This is a genomic window from Ralstonia sp. OTU4908, from assembly GCF_038440115.1.
Lineage (GTDB): Bacteria > Pseudomonadota > Gammaproteobacteria > Burkholderiales > Burkholderiaceae > Ralstonia > Ralstonia pickettii.
In genome coordinates this window covers 32,729-47,572 of the sequence record NZ_JASATD010000032.1, presented here as the reverse complement: position 1 = coordinate 47,572, position 14,844 = coordinate 32,729, and the positions used below count along the sequence as shown (strand labels likewise).

The 14,844-nt window shown below is 64.2% G+C and carries 12 protein-coding genes and 1 pseudogene; 9 read left to right on the top strand and 4 right to left on the bottom strand.

Annotated elements, in window-relative coordinates:
• Nucleotides 1-237: 237 nt before the first annotated feature.
• Both AAHM38_RS20570 and AAHM38_RS20565 read right to left on the bottom strand, forming a co-directional pair.
• A pseudogene (locus AAHM38_RS20570) lies at nt 238-1,086 on the bottom strand (CHAD domain-containing protein); the annotation flags it as partial.
• Nucleotides 1,087-1,195: 109 nt separating this feature from the next.
• Nucleotides 1,196-1,969 carry a DeoR/GlpR family DNA-binding transcription regulator gene (locus AAHM38_RS20565; protein ID WP_009239738.1) on the bottom strand — a complete coding sequence of 258 codons (774 nt, stop codon included), beginning with the start codon at nt 1,967-1,969 and terminating at the stop codon, nt 1,196-1,198.
• A gap of 143 nt (nt 1,970-2,112) precedes the next feature.
• On the opposite strand from AAHM38_RS20565, the gene glpD reads away from it, so the two are divergent.
• The 8 genes from glpD to glpK all read left to right on the top strand — a co-directional run bounded on the left by glpD (nt 2,113) and on the right by glpK (nt 11,484).
• On the top strand, nt 2,113-3,690 hold the full coding sequence (gene glpD / locus AAHM38_RS20560; protein WP_015855769.1) for a glycerol-3-phosphate dehydrogenase: 1,578 nt from the start codon (nt 2,113-2,115) through the stop codon (nt 3,688-3,690).
• A 68-nt stretch (nt 3,691-3,758) separates the two neighbouring features.
• The gene (locus AAHM38_RS20555; protein WP_015855770.1) at nt 3,759-4,877 is read left to right on the top strand and encodes an ABC transporter ATP-binding protein; all 1,119 of its coding nucleotides are present in this window, start codon (nt 3,759-3,761) and stop codon (nt 4,875-4,877) included.
• A complete protein-coding gene (locus AAHM38_RS20550) occupies nt 4,864-5,961 on the top strand; it encodes an ABC transporter ATP-binding protein (RefSeq protein WP_015855771.1) in 1,098 nt (365 codons plus the stop codon). Before AAHM38_RS20555 ends, AAHM38_RS20550 begins: the two co-directional genes overlap by 14 nt.
• Nucleotides 5,958-6,848: a carbohydrate ABC transporter permease gene (locus AAHM38_RS20545; protein ID WP_004637132.1), complete on the top strand. Its 891-nt coding sequence runs from the start codon at nt 5,958-5,960 to the stop codon at nt 6,846-6,848. Before AAHM38_RS20550 ends, AAHM38_RS20545 begins: the two co-directional genes overlap by 4 nt.
• On the top strand, nt 6,841-7,671 hold the full coding sequence (locus AAHM38_RS20540; protein ID WP_015855772.1) for a carbohydrate ABC transporter permease: 831 nt from the start codon (nt 6,841-6,843) through the stop codon (nt 7,669-7,671). The genes AAHM38_RS20545 and AAHM38_RS20540 overlap by 8 nt, the downstream gene beginning before the upstream one ends.
• Before the next feature lie 22 nt (nt 7,672-7,693).
• The gene (locus tag AAHM38_RS20535; protein WP_015855773.1) at nt 7,694-7,975 is read left to right on the top strand and encodes a DUF2160 domain-containing protein; all 282 of its coding nucleotides are present in this window, start codon (nt 7,694-7,696) and stop codon (nt 7,973-7,975) included.
• 153 nt (nt 7,976-8,128) lie between these two features.
• Nucleotides 8,129-9,874, top strand: coding sequence for an ABC transporter substrate-binding protein (locus AAHM38_RS20530; RefSeq protein WP_015855774.1), 1,746 nt, complete (start codon nt 8,129-8,131; stop codon nt 9,872-9,874).
• 113 nt (nt 9,875-9,987) lie between these two features.
• Nucleotides 9,988-11,484: a glycerol kinase GlpK gene (gene glpK / locus AAHM38_RS20525; protein ID WP_015855775.1), complete on the top strand. Its 1,497-nt coding sequence runs from the start codon at nt 9,988-9,990 to the stop codon at nt 11,482-11,484.
• Between the two features lie 68 nt (nt 11,485-11,552).
• Here the strand turns inward: glpK and AAHM38_RS20520 are convergent, their stop codons facing one another.
• Nucleotides 11,553-11,918 (bottom strand): hypothetical protein, encoded by a 366-nt coding sequence (locus AAHM38_RS20520; RefSeq protein ID WP_015855776.1) that lies wholly within the window; start codon nt 11,916-11,918, stop codon nt 11,553-11,555.
• Between the two features lie 192 nt (nt 11,919-12,110).
• Between AAHM38_RS20520 and AAHM38_RS20515 the strand changes: the two genes are divergently transcribed.
• A complete protein-coding gene (locus AAHM38_RS20515; RefSeq protein ID WP_041668382.1) occupies nt 12,111-12,737 on the top strand; it encodes a DUF1415 domain-containing protein in 627 nt (208 codons plus the stop codon).
• 285 nt (nt 12,738-13,022) lie between these two features.
• Here the strand turns inward: AAHM38_RS20515 and AAHM38_RS20510 are convergent, their stop codons facing one another.
• Nucleotides 13,023-14,636 (bottom strand): glucan biosynthesis protein, encoded by a 1,614-nt coding sequence (locus AAHM38_RS20510; RefSeq protein ID WP_041668384.1) that lies wholly within the window; start codon nt 14,634-14,636, stop codon nt 13,023-13,025.
• Between the last annotated feature and the right edge of the window lie 208 nt (nt 14,637-14,844).

Here is a 14,844-nt window from a genome sequence, read left to right as displayed (position 1 = left end):
TTTTTTATCCACCAACGCGCCGCCAACCACCACCGAATCCCCAGCCAACCGTCAACCACCCAATCGACCGCAAACCCGCTCTACACCTGCTTCTCCACCACTCAACACCACCACCGACACCTGCGTTTCGGCGCTGTGTTTTGCAGCGAGGGGCGAACTATAGGCGGGTTTATGGAGCAGCGCAAGCCCTTTCTCTTCGTAGGGCTTTCTCTGCACTTTCGGGGGCTGCTGCACGGTATGCGATCGGACCCAGCGGCGATCCTTGGCAGCCTGCCTCCGCGCGCGGCAGGCGCGCTTGTGAAAGGCATTCACTATAGAAAGTGGGGGCGGCACCTCCAATAAGGCCGCGACGCTGTCGAGAGAGACACTCGCATCGTGCACCTCGCCCAAGGGGTCCTGGACATTGCGCAAGTGCTTCCGGTAGCGCTTGCTCGCGTGGGCGCCGAGCGCCGGGTAGAACGCCTCATATAAATAGCGCCACTGCTTTGCGGCGATGCGGGCTCGATGTAGCCGGGGCGCCGACGAGCGCTTGGGGCGGCGCCCGCGACGGATCAGCTTCTTCTGGAGCGCCCGGGCCCGGGCCCGGGCAAAGCGGCGATGCCGCTCCGGCTCGCCTTCTGTATGGAAGCCAGCGACCCCCTCTTCCAGTTCAAGCAGTGCTCCGCGCACATTCGGCGATGCCAACTCGGCGCGCAACGCTTCCCAAGCGCTGTCGCGCGCCTGTTGGGACTTGATAACAGCCTCCTCTAGCCATACGCGAGCGGCCTCGTCACTATCGGCGAGGACCTCCCGGACAGCGGGCAACCAATCTGAGAGCAGCACATCCCACTCCCGGACAGGGCCGGTCGAAGCGGCGAGCGCCCGCAGACGAGGTTTCCACTGGTCGACAAAGCTGGTTGGCAGAACCGGCGCAAAGGTCACCCAGGCTGAACGTAGTTGGCGCAGGGTGACACGGAACTGGTGAAGATCTCCGTGACTGGGATCCGGCGCCGCCAGCTTGGCAAGCGCCTGACGCAGCACGGCGATGTGTTCGGTGACGATGCGCGCGAAGATCGAAAGGATTGCCGCATGTGAGTGCTTGCTCACGATGCGCTCCGTATGACGAGTCTGGATGACAAGGGGGCACGCAAGGTGCGCGCCTTGCCATTTCACTGTAGTCGAGCGAGCAAAGACTGCAGGAAAGCCTGATCGAACGTCAGCGCGTTTCGCTGGCGACGATCACGTCGACCTCGGCGGCGCGGAGGACTTCGGCCATTGGCTCCGGCACGGGGATGTCGGTGAAGAACTTGTCGATCTGCGAGACATGGCCCAGACGGACGACTGCGCGGCGGCCAAACTTGGAGTGATCGGCCACGAGCCAGACTTCGCGCGACTGCTCGATGATGGACTGGGCGACGCGGACTTCACGGTAGTCGTAGTCGAGCAGCGTGCCGTCTTCGTCGATGCTGGAGACGCCGATGATGCCGATGTCGACGCGGAACTGCTTCATGAAGTCGATCGTGGCTTCGCCGACGATGCCGCGGTCGCGGTTGCGCACGAGACCGCCGGCAACGATGACTTCGGCGTCCGGGCTGCCGGAAAGAATCGACGCGACGTTCAGGTTATTGGTGATGACGCGCAAGCCACGCGGGCCATTCGGGCCGACGAGCGCCTTGGAAACCTCTTCGGTCGTGGTACCGATATTGATGATGAGCGAGCGGCCAGGCTCGACATGGCGCGCGACGACTTCGGCGATGCGGCGCTTGGCGTCGATGTGCAGAACCTGGCGCTGGTCGTAATCGATGTTTTCGACCGACGACGGCAGGCCGACGCCGCCGTGGTAGCGCGCGAGCAGGCGCTCGTCTTCGAGCTGCCGGATATCGCGACGGATGGTTTGCGTCGTGACGCCCAGCACGCGGGCGAGCGCATCGACGGAGGCATCGCCGTGTTGACGGACGTATTCGAGGATCTGGCGGTGTCGCGGAAGCATCAAGTCACTAAATGAACGCAAACGAACACATATGAGCGGATTAGGCGATTCCCTATGTTGCTTTATTTTCGCCCTTCACTAAACTATCCGCCAATGCGTCACTATTCGCAAGGAAAGGCGCGAAAATCAACAGATTCAAACCCATGCAACTCACTGACGCGTCGCATCTGGACTGTGATCTGCTGGTGGTCGGAGGCGGCATCAACGGCGTGGGTATCGCGCGTGATGCCGTGGGCCGTGGCCTGTCGGTGGTCTTGTGTGAAAAGGACGACCTGGCCCAGCACACCTCTTCGGCCTCGACCAAGCTGATCCACGGCGGGCTGCGGTACCTCGAATATTACGAATTCAGCCTGGTGCGCAAGGCACTGCAGGAGCGCGAGGTGCTGCTGCGCATGGCGCCGCACATCATGTGGCCGCTGCGATTCGTGATGCCGCACGATGCCGCGCAGCGCCCAGCATGGATGATCCGTGCAGGCCTCTTCCTGTATGACCATCTGGCGCGTCGGCGTTTTCTGCCGGGCTCGGAATCGATCAAGCTGGCGCGGCATCCGGCGGGTCAGCCGCTCAAGGCAGGCTATACGCGTGGCTTCGTCTATTCCGACGGCTGGGTGGACGATGCCCGCCTGGTGGTCCTCAACGCCCGCGATGCGGCGGATCGCGGCGCGCAGATTCTCACCCGCACGCGCTGCCTGAACGCCGAGCGCCGCGCTGGTGGCTGGCACGCCTCGCTGGCCGGCCCGGACGGTATCCGCTCGGTGCGCGCAAAGGCGATCGTCAATGCGGCCGGGCCGTGGGCCGCGGAATTCGCGCGCTCCGCGCACGCGCTTCCGAGCACGCGCGGCCTGCGACTGATCAAGGGCAGCCACATCGTGGTGCGGCGGATGTTCGATCACCCGTTCGCCTACATCTTCCAGAACCCGGACGGGCGGATCGTGTTTGCGATCCCGTACCAAAACGATTTCACGCTGATCGGCACAACGGACCTGGAATACAAGGGCTCGGTGGATCAAGTGGCCATCGATGCCGGCGAAATCCAATACCTGTGCGAAATGGCCAGCCGCTATTTCACCCAGCAGCTCACGCCAGCCGACGTGGTGTGGAGCTATTCGGGTGTACGGCCACTGCTGGACGACAGCGCGGCCAATGCTTCGGCTATCACGCGGGATTACCTGGTCGAATGCGAGACCGGCGCCGATAGCGCCAGCGCGCCGCTCATCAACGTGTGGGGCGGCAAGATCACGACCTACCGCAAGTTGGCCGAAGAAGCCCTGGATCAATTGGCCCCGCATCTGCCGCTGGCCGGCAAGCCATCGTGGACGGCTACCGCATCGCTGCCGGGCGGTGATCTGGAAGCGCCGGGGCAGCTGGTTGCCGAATACACCTTCGACGATTTTGTGACGCGCCTGCAAAAACGTTTGCCGTGGATGCCCACCCAACTGGCACTGCGCTACGCCCACCAGTACGGCACCCGCATCAACACGCTGCTCGCAGGCGCCACGCGGCTCGAAGAGCTGGGCGCCGAAGTGACGCCTGGCCTGTATGAAGCCGAAATCCGTTACCTGATCGAACACGAATGGGCCCGTACGGCGCAGGACATCCTGTGGCGGCGGACCAAGCTGGGCCTGCACGCCAGCGATGCCGATTGCAGCCGCCTGGAAGGCTGGCTGGCGCGACATCTGCCGGAAGGCGGGACCGCTCCAGTTGCGGAACGGGCGCCCTGAACCACCGGGGGCTAGGCGCCCGATTCAAGACATCAAAGAAATCAAAGCAGTAAGACGGGAGACATCAATTGATTCTGGAACTGGACCAGGTTACGGCCATGGTCGGGGCGCAGACGCATCTGTACCCGACCAGCCTGCGGCTGGCGCCCGGCGCGATCAATGTGCTGCTCGGGCCGACGCAAGCCGGCAAGACCACATTGATGCGCATCATGGCCGGGCTGGATCGGCCGACCACCGGCCGCGTACTGGTCGACGGCAAGGACGTGACGGGCGTGGGAGTGCGCGATCGCAATCTGGCGATGGTGTACCAGCAATTCATCAACTACCCGGCGATGACGGTGTACGACAACATCGCCTCTCCGCTGCGCCTGCAGGGCACCAACAAGGGCGAGATCGACACGCGCGTGCGGGCCGTCGCCTCCAAGCTGCACATCGACCATCTGCTGCAGCGCCTGCCAGCCGAGCTGTCCGGTGGACAGCAGCAACGCTGCGCGCTGGCCCGGGCACTCGTCAAGCGGGCGCCGCTGGTACTGCTGGACGAGCCGCTCGTCAACCTCGACTACAAGCTGCGCGAAGAACTGCGCGCCGAGCTGGCATCGCTCTTTGCCGACGGCGGGACGACGGTCGTGTACGCCACCACGGAGCCGCAGGAAGCGCTGCTGCTCGGCGGCCACACCGTCGTCATGCATGAAGGCCGCGTGCTGCAGGACGGCCCGACGCTCGACATGTACGAAGTGCCGGTGTCGGTTGACGCCGCGGCCATCTTCAACGACCCGCCGATGAACGTGCTGGACGCCACCGTAGTGGAAGGCAACCAGATCCGCCTGCCACAAGGCATTGACGTTGCATGGACGCGCCCGCTGCCGATGGCGGCCGGCACGCGCTGCCGCATCGGCCTGCGTCCGAGCCACATCCGCCTGGCGCCGCGCAACGGTGGTGCCGTCGCGCTGCCGGGCACGGTGGAGCTGGCCGAGCTGTCTGGCTCCGAAACGTATCTGCACGTGCGCGCGCACGCCGCTGGCCAGACAAGCAGCATTGGCCTGGTCGCGCAGTTGCCGGGCGTGCATGAATTCGAACTGGGCGCGGCGCTGGACGTATTTGTCGATCCGGCCGAACTGTTCCTGTTCGACGATGCGGGCAAGCTGGTGAACGCGCCCAAGCAGGGAGGCGCACATGGCACGCATTGAATTCCGCAACCTGGGGCACAGCTACCGCCCCGATCCGCAAAACCTGAGCGACTACGCGCTGCAGCCCATGAACATGACCTGGCGCGACGGCGGTGCGTATGCCCTGCTCGGTCCGTCGGGCTGCGGCAAGTCCACGCTGCTGAACATCATCTCGGGGCTGCTGACGCCGTCCGAAGGGCAGGTGCTGTTTGACGACCGTGACGTCACGCACGCCAGCCCGCGCGAGCGCAACATCGCGCAGGTGTTCCAGTTCCCGGTCATCTACGACACGATGACCGTGTTCGACAACCTCGCCTTCCCGCTGCGCAACCGCAAGACGCCGGAAGCCGAAGTGAAGAAGCGCGTGGAGGAAGTGGCCGAGATCCTCGAGCTGCAGCACGCGCTCAAGCGCCGCGCCTCAGGCCTGGCGGCCGACGCCAAGCAGAAGATCTCGCTGGGCCGCGGCCTGGTGCGCAAGGACGTGGCGGCCATCCTGTTCGACGAGCCGCTCACCGTCATCGATCCGCACCTGAAGTGGCAACTGCGTCGCCAGCTCAAGAAGATTCACCAGCAGCTCAAGCTCACGCTGATCTACGTGACGCACGACCAGGTGGAAGCGCTGACCTTTGCCGACGAGGTGGTCGTCATGACCGAAGGCAAGGTCGTGCAGCAAGGTGGGCCGGAAGCGCTGTTCGAGCGGCCGGACCACACCTTCGTCGGCTACTTCATCGGTAGCCCGGGCATGAACCTCTACCCGGTGACGGTGGATGGCGATGTGATTGCGCTGGGCGGTCAGCGCCTGTCGGTGGGGCGGGACACGCTCGCCACGCTCAAGAACGCAAACGGTTCGCTCAAGCTCGGCATTCGCCCGGAATTCGTGCAACTGGCCGCACCCGGCGAAGTCGGCACCGTCGCCGCCAGCGTCCATCAGGTGCAGCAACTGGGTACGCACCAGTTGCTGATCGCCAGCCTCGGTGAAGGCGGCGGACTGCCGATCAAGGCCAAGCTGCCCAACGAAGTGTCCGTGACCGAATCGCGCGTGTGGCTGCGCCTGGATGCGCCGCAGACGCTGTACTACAGCAATGACGAGAGGATCGGCCGATGAACAAGCCGCTCAACAACAAGGCGTGGTTCCTGATCCTGCCGGTGTTCCTGTGCGTGGCGTTCTCCGCCATCCTGCCGCTGATGACGGTGGTGAACTACTCGGTGCAGGACATCATCAGCCCCGAGCAGCACGTGTTCGTGGGCGTGGACTGGTTCCGCCAGATCCTGCGCGACGGCGATCTGCAGGACGCGCTCACGCGCCAGCTGATCTTCTCGCTGTGCGTGCTGGCCGTGGAAATTCCGCTGGGCATCGGCCTGGCGCTGTCGATGCCGTCCAAGGGCTGGAAGGCTTCGGCCGCACTGGTGGTGCTGGCCATGCCGCTGCTGATTCCCTGGAACGTGGTCGGCACGATCTGGCAGATCTTCGGGCGCTCCGATATCGGCCTGGCCGGCTACTGGCTCAACCAGATGGGCATCGATTACAACTACACGTCGCATTCGTTCGATGCGTGGATCACCGTGCTCATCATGGATGTGTGGCACTGGACGCCGCTGGTGGCGCTGCTGGCGTATGCCGGCCTGCGCTCGATCCCGGATGCGTTCTACCAGGCCGCCGAGATTGACGGCGCCAGCCGCCTGGCCGTGTTCCGCTACATCCAGCTGCCGAAGATGCGCGGCGTGCTGATGATCGGCGTGCTGCTGCGCTTCATGGACAGCTTCATGATCTACACCGAGCCGTTCGTGCTGACCGGCGGCGGCCCGGGCAACGCGACGACGTTCCTGTCGCAGTACCTGACGCAGAAGGCGGTCGGCCAGTTCGACCTGGGCCCGGCGGCAGCATTCTCGATCGTGTACTTCCTCATCATCCTGCTGTTCTGCTTCGTCCTCTACAACTGGATGCAACGCATGGGCAGCGCGAGCACGGCCGTGGGAGACGACCATGCCTAAGAACAACAACAACGAACACCAGCGCAAGATCGCCCGCGCGATCACGCTGGCGGTGTATGTGGCATTTGCCGTGCTGCCGCTGTACTGGATGCTGAGCATGTCGCTCAAGACCAACGAGGAGACGCTGGCCGGCTTCTCGATCTGGCCGAAGCTCGTCACGTTCGACAACTACAAGATCATCTTCACCGACCCGTCGTGGTACTGGGGTTACATCAACTCCATCATCTACGTGACGATGAACACGGTGCTCTCGACCGTGGTAGCGCTGCCGGCGGCCTACGCCTTCTCGCGCTACCGCTTCCTGGGCGACAAGCACATGTTCTTCTGGCTACTGACGAACCGCATGACGCCGCCCGCGGTGTTCCTGCTGCCCTTCTTCCAGCTGTATTCGACGGTCGGCCTGATGGACACGCACCTGGGCGTGGCGCTGGCGCACATGCTGTTCAACGTGCCACTGGCGGTGTGGATTCTCGAAGGCTTCATGTCGGGCATCCCGCGTGAGATTGACGAGACGGCCTACATCGACGGCTACAGCTTCCCCAAGTTCTTCCTAAAGATCTTCCTGCCCCTCATCAAGGCAGGCGTGGGTGTGACTGCGTTCTTCTGCTTCATGTTCAGCTGGGTGGAACTGCTGCTCGCGCGCACGCTCACCTCGGTCGATGCCAAACCCATCACCGCGGTGATGACGCGCACGGTGTCGGCCTCGGGCATGGATTGGGGCGTGCTGGCTGCAGCCGGTGTGCTGACGATCATTCCGGGTGCGCTGGTGATCTGGTTTGTGCGGAACTACATCGCGAAGGGTTTCGCGATGGGCCGCGTCTAAAACAAGAACGGGAGACACAGCCATGTTCAGCTGGATGGCCTGGACGCCCGAAGTGGCGATCTTCTTTGGCTGCATCGCCTTGATGCTGGCCAGCATGACGGTGTGGGAAGTGGCCCGCCCGACGGTGGAGCGCAAGGGCTTCCTGCCCATTGCCACCACGCGCGGCGACCGCCTCTTCATGGGCTTGCTGACCGCGGCCTATATCAACCTGGCGTGGGTTGGGCTCACGTCGGAAGAGACCAGCGCCTGGGGCGGCTTCATCGCCTCGATGGTGGTGCTGATCATCGTGATGTGGCGCGGCTAAGTTAGAAGGCAACCTCGATTACGCAAGACCGGAAGTCTCGGCAGAATGCCGCGCTTCTACGCCCTTGTGGGCACACGCATTCCACCACGCTCCCCGCGTCGGAATGTCGGATGTTTTCGCTGCGGGGAGAACAAAAAGCACGAGGAGATACCGATGAAAACATCCTGGCGCATGACGCTTCAGATCAGTGCCATCGCACTGGCAAGCGCCCTGGCAGTCGGCGCAGCCCATGCCGGCGAAGCCGAAGCCAAAAAGTGGATCAGCAGCGAATTCCAGCCCAGCACGCTGTCGCAAGACAAGCAGATGGCGGAAATGAAGTGGTTCATGGACGCCGCAGCCAAGCTCAAGGCCAAGGGCGTAACCGAAATCCACGTCGTGTCGGAAACGCTCGACACGCACGCGTATGAATCGAAGACGCTGGCCAAGGCCTTCGAAGAAATCACCGGCATCAAGGTCAAGCACGACATCATGCAGGAAGGCGATGTCGTCGAAAAACTGCAGACCTCGATGCAATCGGGCAAGAGCATCTATGACGGCTGGATTTCCGACTCCGACCTGATCGGCACGCACTACCGCTACGGCGTGATCATGCCGCTGTCCGATTACATGGCGGGTGAAGGCAAGGAGTTCACCAACCCGGGCCTGGACCTGAAGGATTTCATCGGCACGAGTTTCACCACCGCGTCCGACGGCAAGCTGTATCAGCTGCCCGACCAGCAGTTCGCCAACCTGTACTGGTTCCGCGCCGACTGGTTCGCCCGCAAGGACCTGCAGGACAAGTTCAAGGCCAAGTACGGCTACGACCTGGGCGTGCCCGTCAACTGGACGGCCTATGAAGACATCGCCAACTTCTTCACCAACGACGTGAAGGAGCTGGACGGCAAGCGCGTCTACGGCCACATGGACTACGGCAAGAAGGATCCGTCGCTCGGCTGGCGCTTTACCGATGCATGGCTGTCGATGGCCGGCTCCGCCGACAAGGGCATCCCGAACGGCCTGCCGGTGGACGAATGGGGCATCCGCGTGGATGACAAGGACAAATGCACTCCGGTGGGCGCATCGGTCTCGCGCGGCGGCGCCACCAACAGCCCGGCCGCGGTGTACGCCCTCGCGAAGTACATCGACTGGATGAAGAAGTACGCCCCGCCTGAAGCGACCGGCATGACCTTCAACGAAGCCGGCCCGGTGCCCGCACAAGGCCACATCGCCCAGCAGGTGTTCTGGTACAGCGCCTTCACCGCGCCGATGACCAAACCGGGCCCGGTCGTGAACGCCGACGGTTCGCCGAAGTGGCGCATGGCCCCGTCGCCGCACGGCCCGTACTGGAAAGACGGCATGCAGAACGGCTACCAGGACGTCGGCTCGTGGACGTTCTTCAAATCCACCCCGTTCGAGCGCCGCTCGGCTGCGTGGCTGTACGCCCAGTTCGTCACGTCGAAGACGGTGTCGCTCAAGAAGTCGATCACCGGTCTCACGTTCATTCGTGACTCCGATATCCACAGCGACTACTTCACCAAGAACGCGGCCAAGTACGGCGGCCTGATCGAGTTCTACCGCAGCCCGGCCCGCGTGGCCTGGACGCCGACCGGCAACAACGTGCCCGACTATCCGAAGCTGGCGCAGCTCTGGTGGAAGAACGTCGCCACGGCCGTCACGGGCGAGAAGACGCCGCAAGGCGCGATGGACAACCTGGCCAAGGAAATGGACCAGGTGATGGGCCGCCTGCAGCGCGCCGGCATGAAGAACTGCGCGCCGAAGCTGAACCCGGAAAGCGATCCGTCGAAGTGGCTGTCGACCGAACACGCCCCCTGGAAGAAGCTCGACAACGAGCGTCCGAAGGGTGAGACGGTGGCCTACGACAAGCTGCTCGCAGCCTGGAAGGCCGGCAAGGTACGTTAATTCGCATGCCCGCCGGTCGACCAAACATCGGCCGGCGGGCTACCATGCCTGCTTCCGTTTTACCCACCGCCGGACAGGTTCACTCCGGCCCGGCGGTCACCTGAATCTGCCTTATGGAATACCTCCTCGCGCTCGACCAGGGCACGTCCAGCTCACGCGCCATCGTCTTCAACCGCGCCGGCCAGATCGTCGCCAGTGCCCAGCAGGAGTTTCCGCAGCATTTCCCGCAGCCCGGCTGGGTCGAGCATGACCCGTTCGACATCTGGAACAGCCAGCTCGCCACCTGCCGCGCCGCACTCGAACAAGCCAAGCTGACCGCTGCCGACATGGCCGCGCTTGGCATCACCAACCAACGCGAAACCACCATGGTGTGGGAGCGCGCCACTGGCAAACCGATCTTCAACGCCATCGTCTGGCAGGACCGCCGCACCGAAGCCATCTGCGAACGCCTGCGCGCCGAGGGCCTGGAAGACGAGGTGCGCAAGCGCACCGGCCTGATCATCGATCCGTATTTTTCGGCCACCAAGCTGCGCTGGATTCTCGACCACGTGGACGGCGCCCGCGAGCGCGCGGCGCGTGGCGAACTCGCCTTCGGCACCATCGACAGCTGGCTCGTGTGGCAGCTCACGCGCGGCCGCCTCCATGTGACCGACGTGTCGAACGCTTCCCGCACGATGCTGTGGAACATCCACACGGGCGAATGGGATGCGGACCTGATGCGCGCGCTGGACATTCACCCGAGCCTGTTGCCCGAGGTGCATCCGTCTGCGTACCAGTTTGGGCAGACCGATGCGGACTGGCTCGGCGCTTCGCTCACCATCGGCGGCATTGCCGGCGACCAGCAATCGGCGCTCTTCGGCCAGGCCTGCTTCAAGCCGGGCATGGCCAAGAACACCTACGGCACCGGCTGTTTCATGTTGCTCAACACGGGCGACAAAGCGGTCCAGTCGCACAACGGCCTCATCAGCACGGCGGCATGCCAGAGCGGCACGAAGCGCAGCTATGCGCTCGAAGGCAGTGTGTTTGTGGGCGGCGCGGTCGTGCAGTGGCTGCGCGACGGCCTGCGCGCGATCCAGCGGTCCGCCGACGTCGAAGGGCTGGCCGCCTCGGTGCCCGATTCCGGAGGTGTGGTGTTCGTGCCGTCGTTCACAGGCCTGGGTGCGCCGTACTGGGACCCTACCGCACAAGGCGCCATCGTCGGCCTGTCACGCGGCACCACCATCGGCCACATCGCTCGTGCGGCACTCGAATCCATCGCCTTCCAAAGCACGGCACTGCTGCAGGCCATGACGCGCGATGCCGTTTCCACCATCTCGGAACTGCGCGTCGATGGCGGTGCCTCGGCCAACAACCTGCTGCTGCAGTTCCAGGCAGATTTGCTGGGTATTCCGGTGGTGCGCCCGGAGATCATCGAGACGACGGCGCTCGGCGCGGCTTACCTGGCGGGCATCGCAACCGGCTTCTATCGTGATGAAGCGGAAGTCGCCCAGCAATGGCGTGCCTCGCGCACGTTCCACCCGGTCATCAGCCGCGACGAGGCGGCGCATCGCATCGCCCAGTGGGAAATGGCCGTCGCGCAGGTCCGCCTGCCGACCGCGCGTGCTCACTGAAGGCGCACAATGAGCCCAAAAAAAAAGGCGGCCCGAAGGTCGCCTTTTTTCATGAGCGAGACAAGGGCTTACTTGCCTTCGCTGTTCGGCGTCTGGGCGGGGCCGCCTTGTTCGCTCATCGCTTCCTTGCGCTTGGCGCGAGCCTCCTTCTTCTCGGCCTTGCGGTTGGCCTTGGCAGCCTTCTTTTCTTCCTTGTAGGCAGCCTTGGCGTCGGCCTTGCGAGCCTTGTACTCGTCGCTTGCAGCCTTGTCGTCAATGCGCTTCTGAACCAGCGGGTCAGACGACGAAGTGGCCGGCCCGTCTTGCGGGGCGGTCTGCACGGTGCCGGTGGTCTGCGGTGAAGTCTGCGGGGCCGGCGTCATCTGTGCGAAAGCAGCCGACGCAGCAAACGTAGCGGCAACGGCAAGGGCGGTTTTCAGGCGCAGTTCAATCATGGTTGAGCTCCTTCTTTTACAAAAACACGGAATGGACGGACCACATTAGCGGCGCACGAGGCACCCGAAGTGATCTCGGCGCACATCAACGGCGCGCGCCGGACGTTGCAAATCACAACGTCTACACCGTCGCAAGAAACGCTCCCGACCCATCGACTACACTGCCCGCTGTCTCTTCCCTGCCCGCACGCCGTGTCTGACCACGCCCCCGATTTCGTCCTGCTGGATCCCCCCGCCGATGCCGTCAACTTGGACGCAAACGCCGCCGCCCTTCATGTCTCGACGGTACAGCGCTGGTTGGAAGACGCCGTCATTGGTCTGAACCTCTGCCCCTTCGCCAAGGCCGTCCACGTCAAGCGGCAGGTTCGATACGTCGTCAGCCGCGCCACGATGGACGGCGACGTGCTCGACCACCTGCGTGCCGAAGCGGACCTGCTGCACGCCACCCCCGCCGCACAGATCGACACCACGTTGCTGATCGTCCCCGCCCTTGCCGACTTCCTCGATTTCCATTCGCTCACGGAGCGGGCTGAATCCGTGCTCGCCAAGGCCGGCTACGAAGGCGAACTGCAACTGGCCAGCTTCCACCCCGAATTCGTCTTCGCCGACGCAGAGCCTGACGACATCGCCAACGCCACCAACCGCGCGCCCCTCCCCATCCTGCATCTGCTGCGCGAAGACAGCATCGCCCGCGCCGCCGCAGCCGTGCCCGACGCAGCGGACATCTACGAACGCAATATCGCGACGATGGAAAAGCTGGGCCCCGAAGGCTGGGCAGAAATGGCAAAGAAGTTCGGCAAGATACCGCCCCGCGACTAACCAACTGACCAAACGCAGCGACGGTTTGGCCGTTGATGCCCTTGATGGCGCCTTGAATTTCTGTTGCAGGGAGGAAAAAGAAGGGAGGCCTGTCTGAGCGCAGCGAGTTTACCTCCCTTCCCTCCGTGCGACATAAATTCAAGGAGTGGGTCGCCATCTCGGGCGCGCCTTTCTTTGCTTACTTTCTTTGGCAAGACAAAGAAAGTGAGTCGCCCCCCCGGCAGGGGGTGAAACAAGGGATGGACCGGCACCAGCCATAAAAGCCGACGCCCCAAGAAACCAGTCTCACACGCCCCGATCCACCGGCGGCGTCCACTGATACGCCCAAGTCTCAGAAAGCAACCGCTCCCCCGACTGCAACGTCAGCAACAACTCAATCGGCGCATTGCTCGCATCCGGCACCACATCAAACATCGCCCGGACGCCATCGATGCTCGCCAGCGGCCGCGCCGACGCAATCTCCACCCGCCCGCGCGAGGCGCGTATGACAGGCTCCACAGTCGACCCCGCCGTGCTGCGCCCCAGCCGAGACAGCTCGCCGCCGGCAAAGTCCACCACGAAGCGCCACGAGAAGTATTTGCGCGGCTGTCCCACCACGCCGCCAATGCCCGTGCGCGTCGCCACCACCCGCGCCAGCGGGGAGGCCGCCGCGGGTTGCGCGCCCCACGTCAGCCGATAGCCGAACGCCAGCTCCTGCCCGGCATGCGGCGCAACAGCCGGCCGCCAGAACGCGACGATGTTGTCGAATGTTTCATCGTTGGCCGACAGCTCCACCAGTTCCACCGCGCCTTCACCCCAGTCGTGCGTGGGCTCGACCCACACGCTCGGGCGCTTCTCGTAGAACACGCCGTCATCCTGGTAGTGATCGGAATTGCGGTCACGCTGCAGCAGGCCGAAGCCGCGCGGGCTGTCGTCGGCAAAGCGCTGGCTGCGCAGCACGGGCGGATTGGCCAGCGGCCGCCAGATCCACTCGCCCGAGCCACGCCAGATGGCCAGGCCATCGGAATCATGGATTTCCGGGCGCCAGTCCGATGCGCGCCAGCGACGTGCAGCGCTGTGGCGATCGCCGGCGCGGTCGGTGCGGTCGTTCTCGCCGTAGAGGAACATGCTGGTCAGCGGGGCGATGCCCAGACGCTCGATCGGCTTGCGCACGTAGAGCGTGGCGGCCACGTCCATCACGAGCGCGTCGCCGGGGCGGATGTCGAAGCGGTAGATGCCGGCCACGCTCGGAGAATCGAGCAGCGCATAGACGCGCGCCGTATCGGCATCGGCGGCCGGGCGCACCAGCCAGAATTCAGTGAAGTCCGGAAACTCTTCTGCGCGAGGCAACCCCGTATCAATCGCCAGGCCGCGCGCCGACATGCCGTATTGCCACTGCCCGCCGACGGCGCGAAAGTAGCTGGCACCCAGGAAGGCCGCCACATCGCGCGTCGGGTCCGCCTTGGTCGTCAGCCGGAAACCGGCGAAACCAAGATCGGCCGGCAGCGCCTGGCGGGCCAGTCCGCTCCGGCCGTAATCGAACATGGCAGGGTCGTAGGCGATCAGGCGAGCCTGGCCGTCCACCACCTCGTGCATCTGCACGGCCGACTTGAAGAACAGCCCGAGGTGGAAGAACCTGGCCTCGAACGGCAAGTGCTGCCCTGCCCACAGGGCGTGATCGGGGCGATAGCCAATCGATTGATAGCCGTCCCAGTTCAGTGCAGCCAGCGGCGCAGGCAACTGCGTGCTGCGCGGCCGATACGGCCGTGCCGCCAAGGTCCGAGCGCGCGCCAGCAGGCGGGCTTCGTCAAACGGTTCGGGGGCGCCAGCGGCGGTGCCGGGCGTGGCGCTGCGGGACAAACCAGGAGCCAGGGCAAGCAGCCCGGCGGCCAACTGCTTGAGCAGGTCGCGACGGTGCATGGATCGGGGCAGGACCAGGGGATGAGCCAGGGGTGATTCATCTTCGCACAACCCACGTCCAGGCAGCATCCGGCAAAAACCTTTCATTGGACCCACAACCCTGCGCCGCGACCGGGATTGGCCCACTTGTGCGTGGCGTCGGGCCGCCAGTTGGAGCACAATCCCGGGTCTGTTCACATGTAGAACGGATGTACGTCGCCTATGGTGG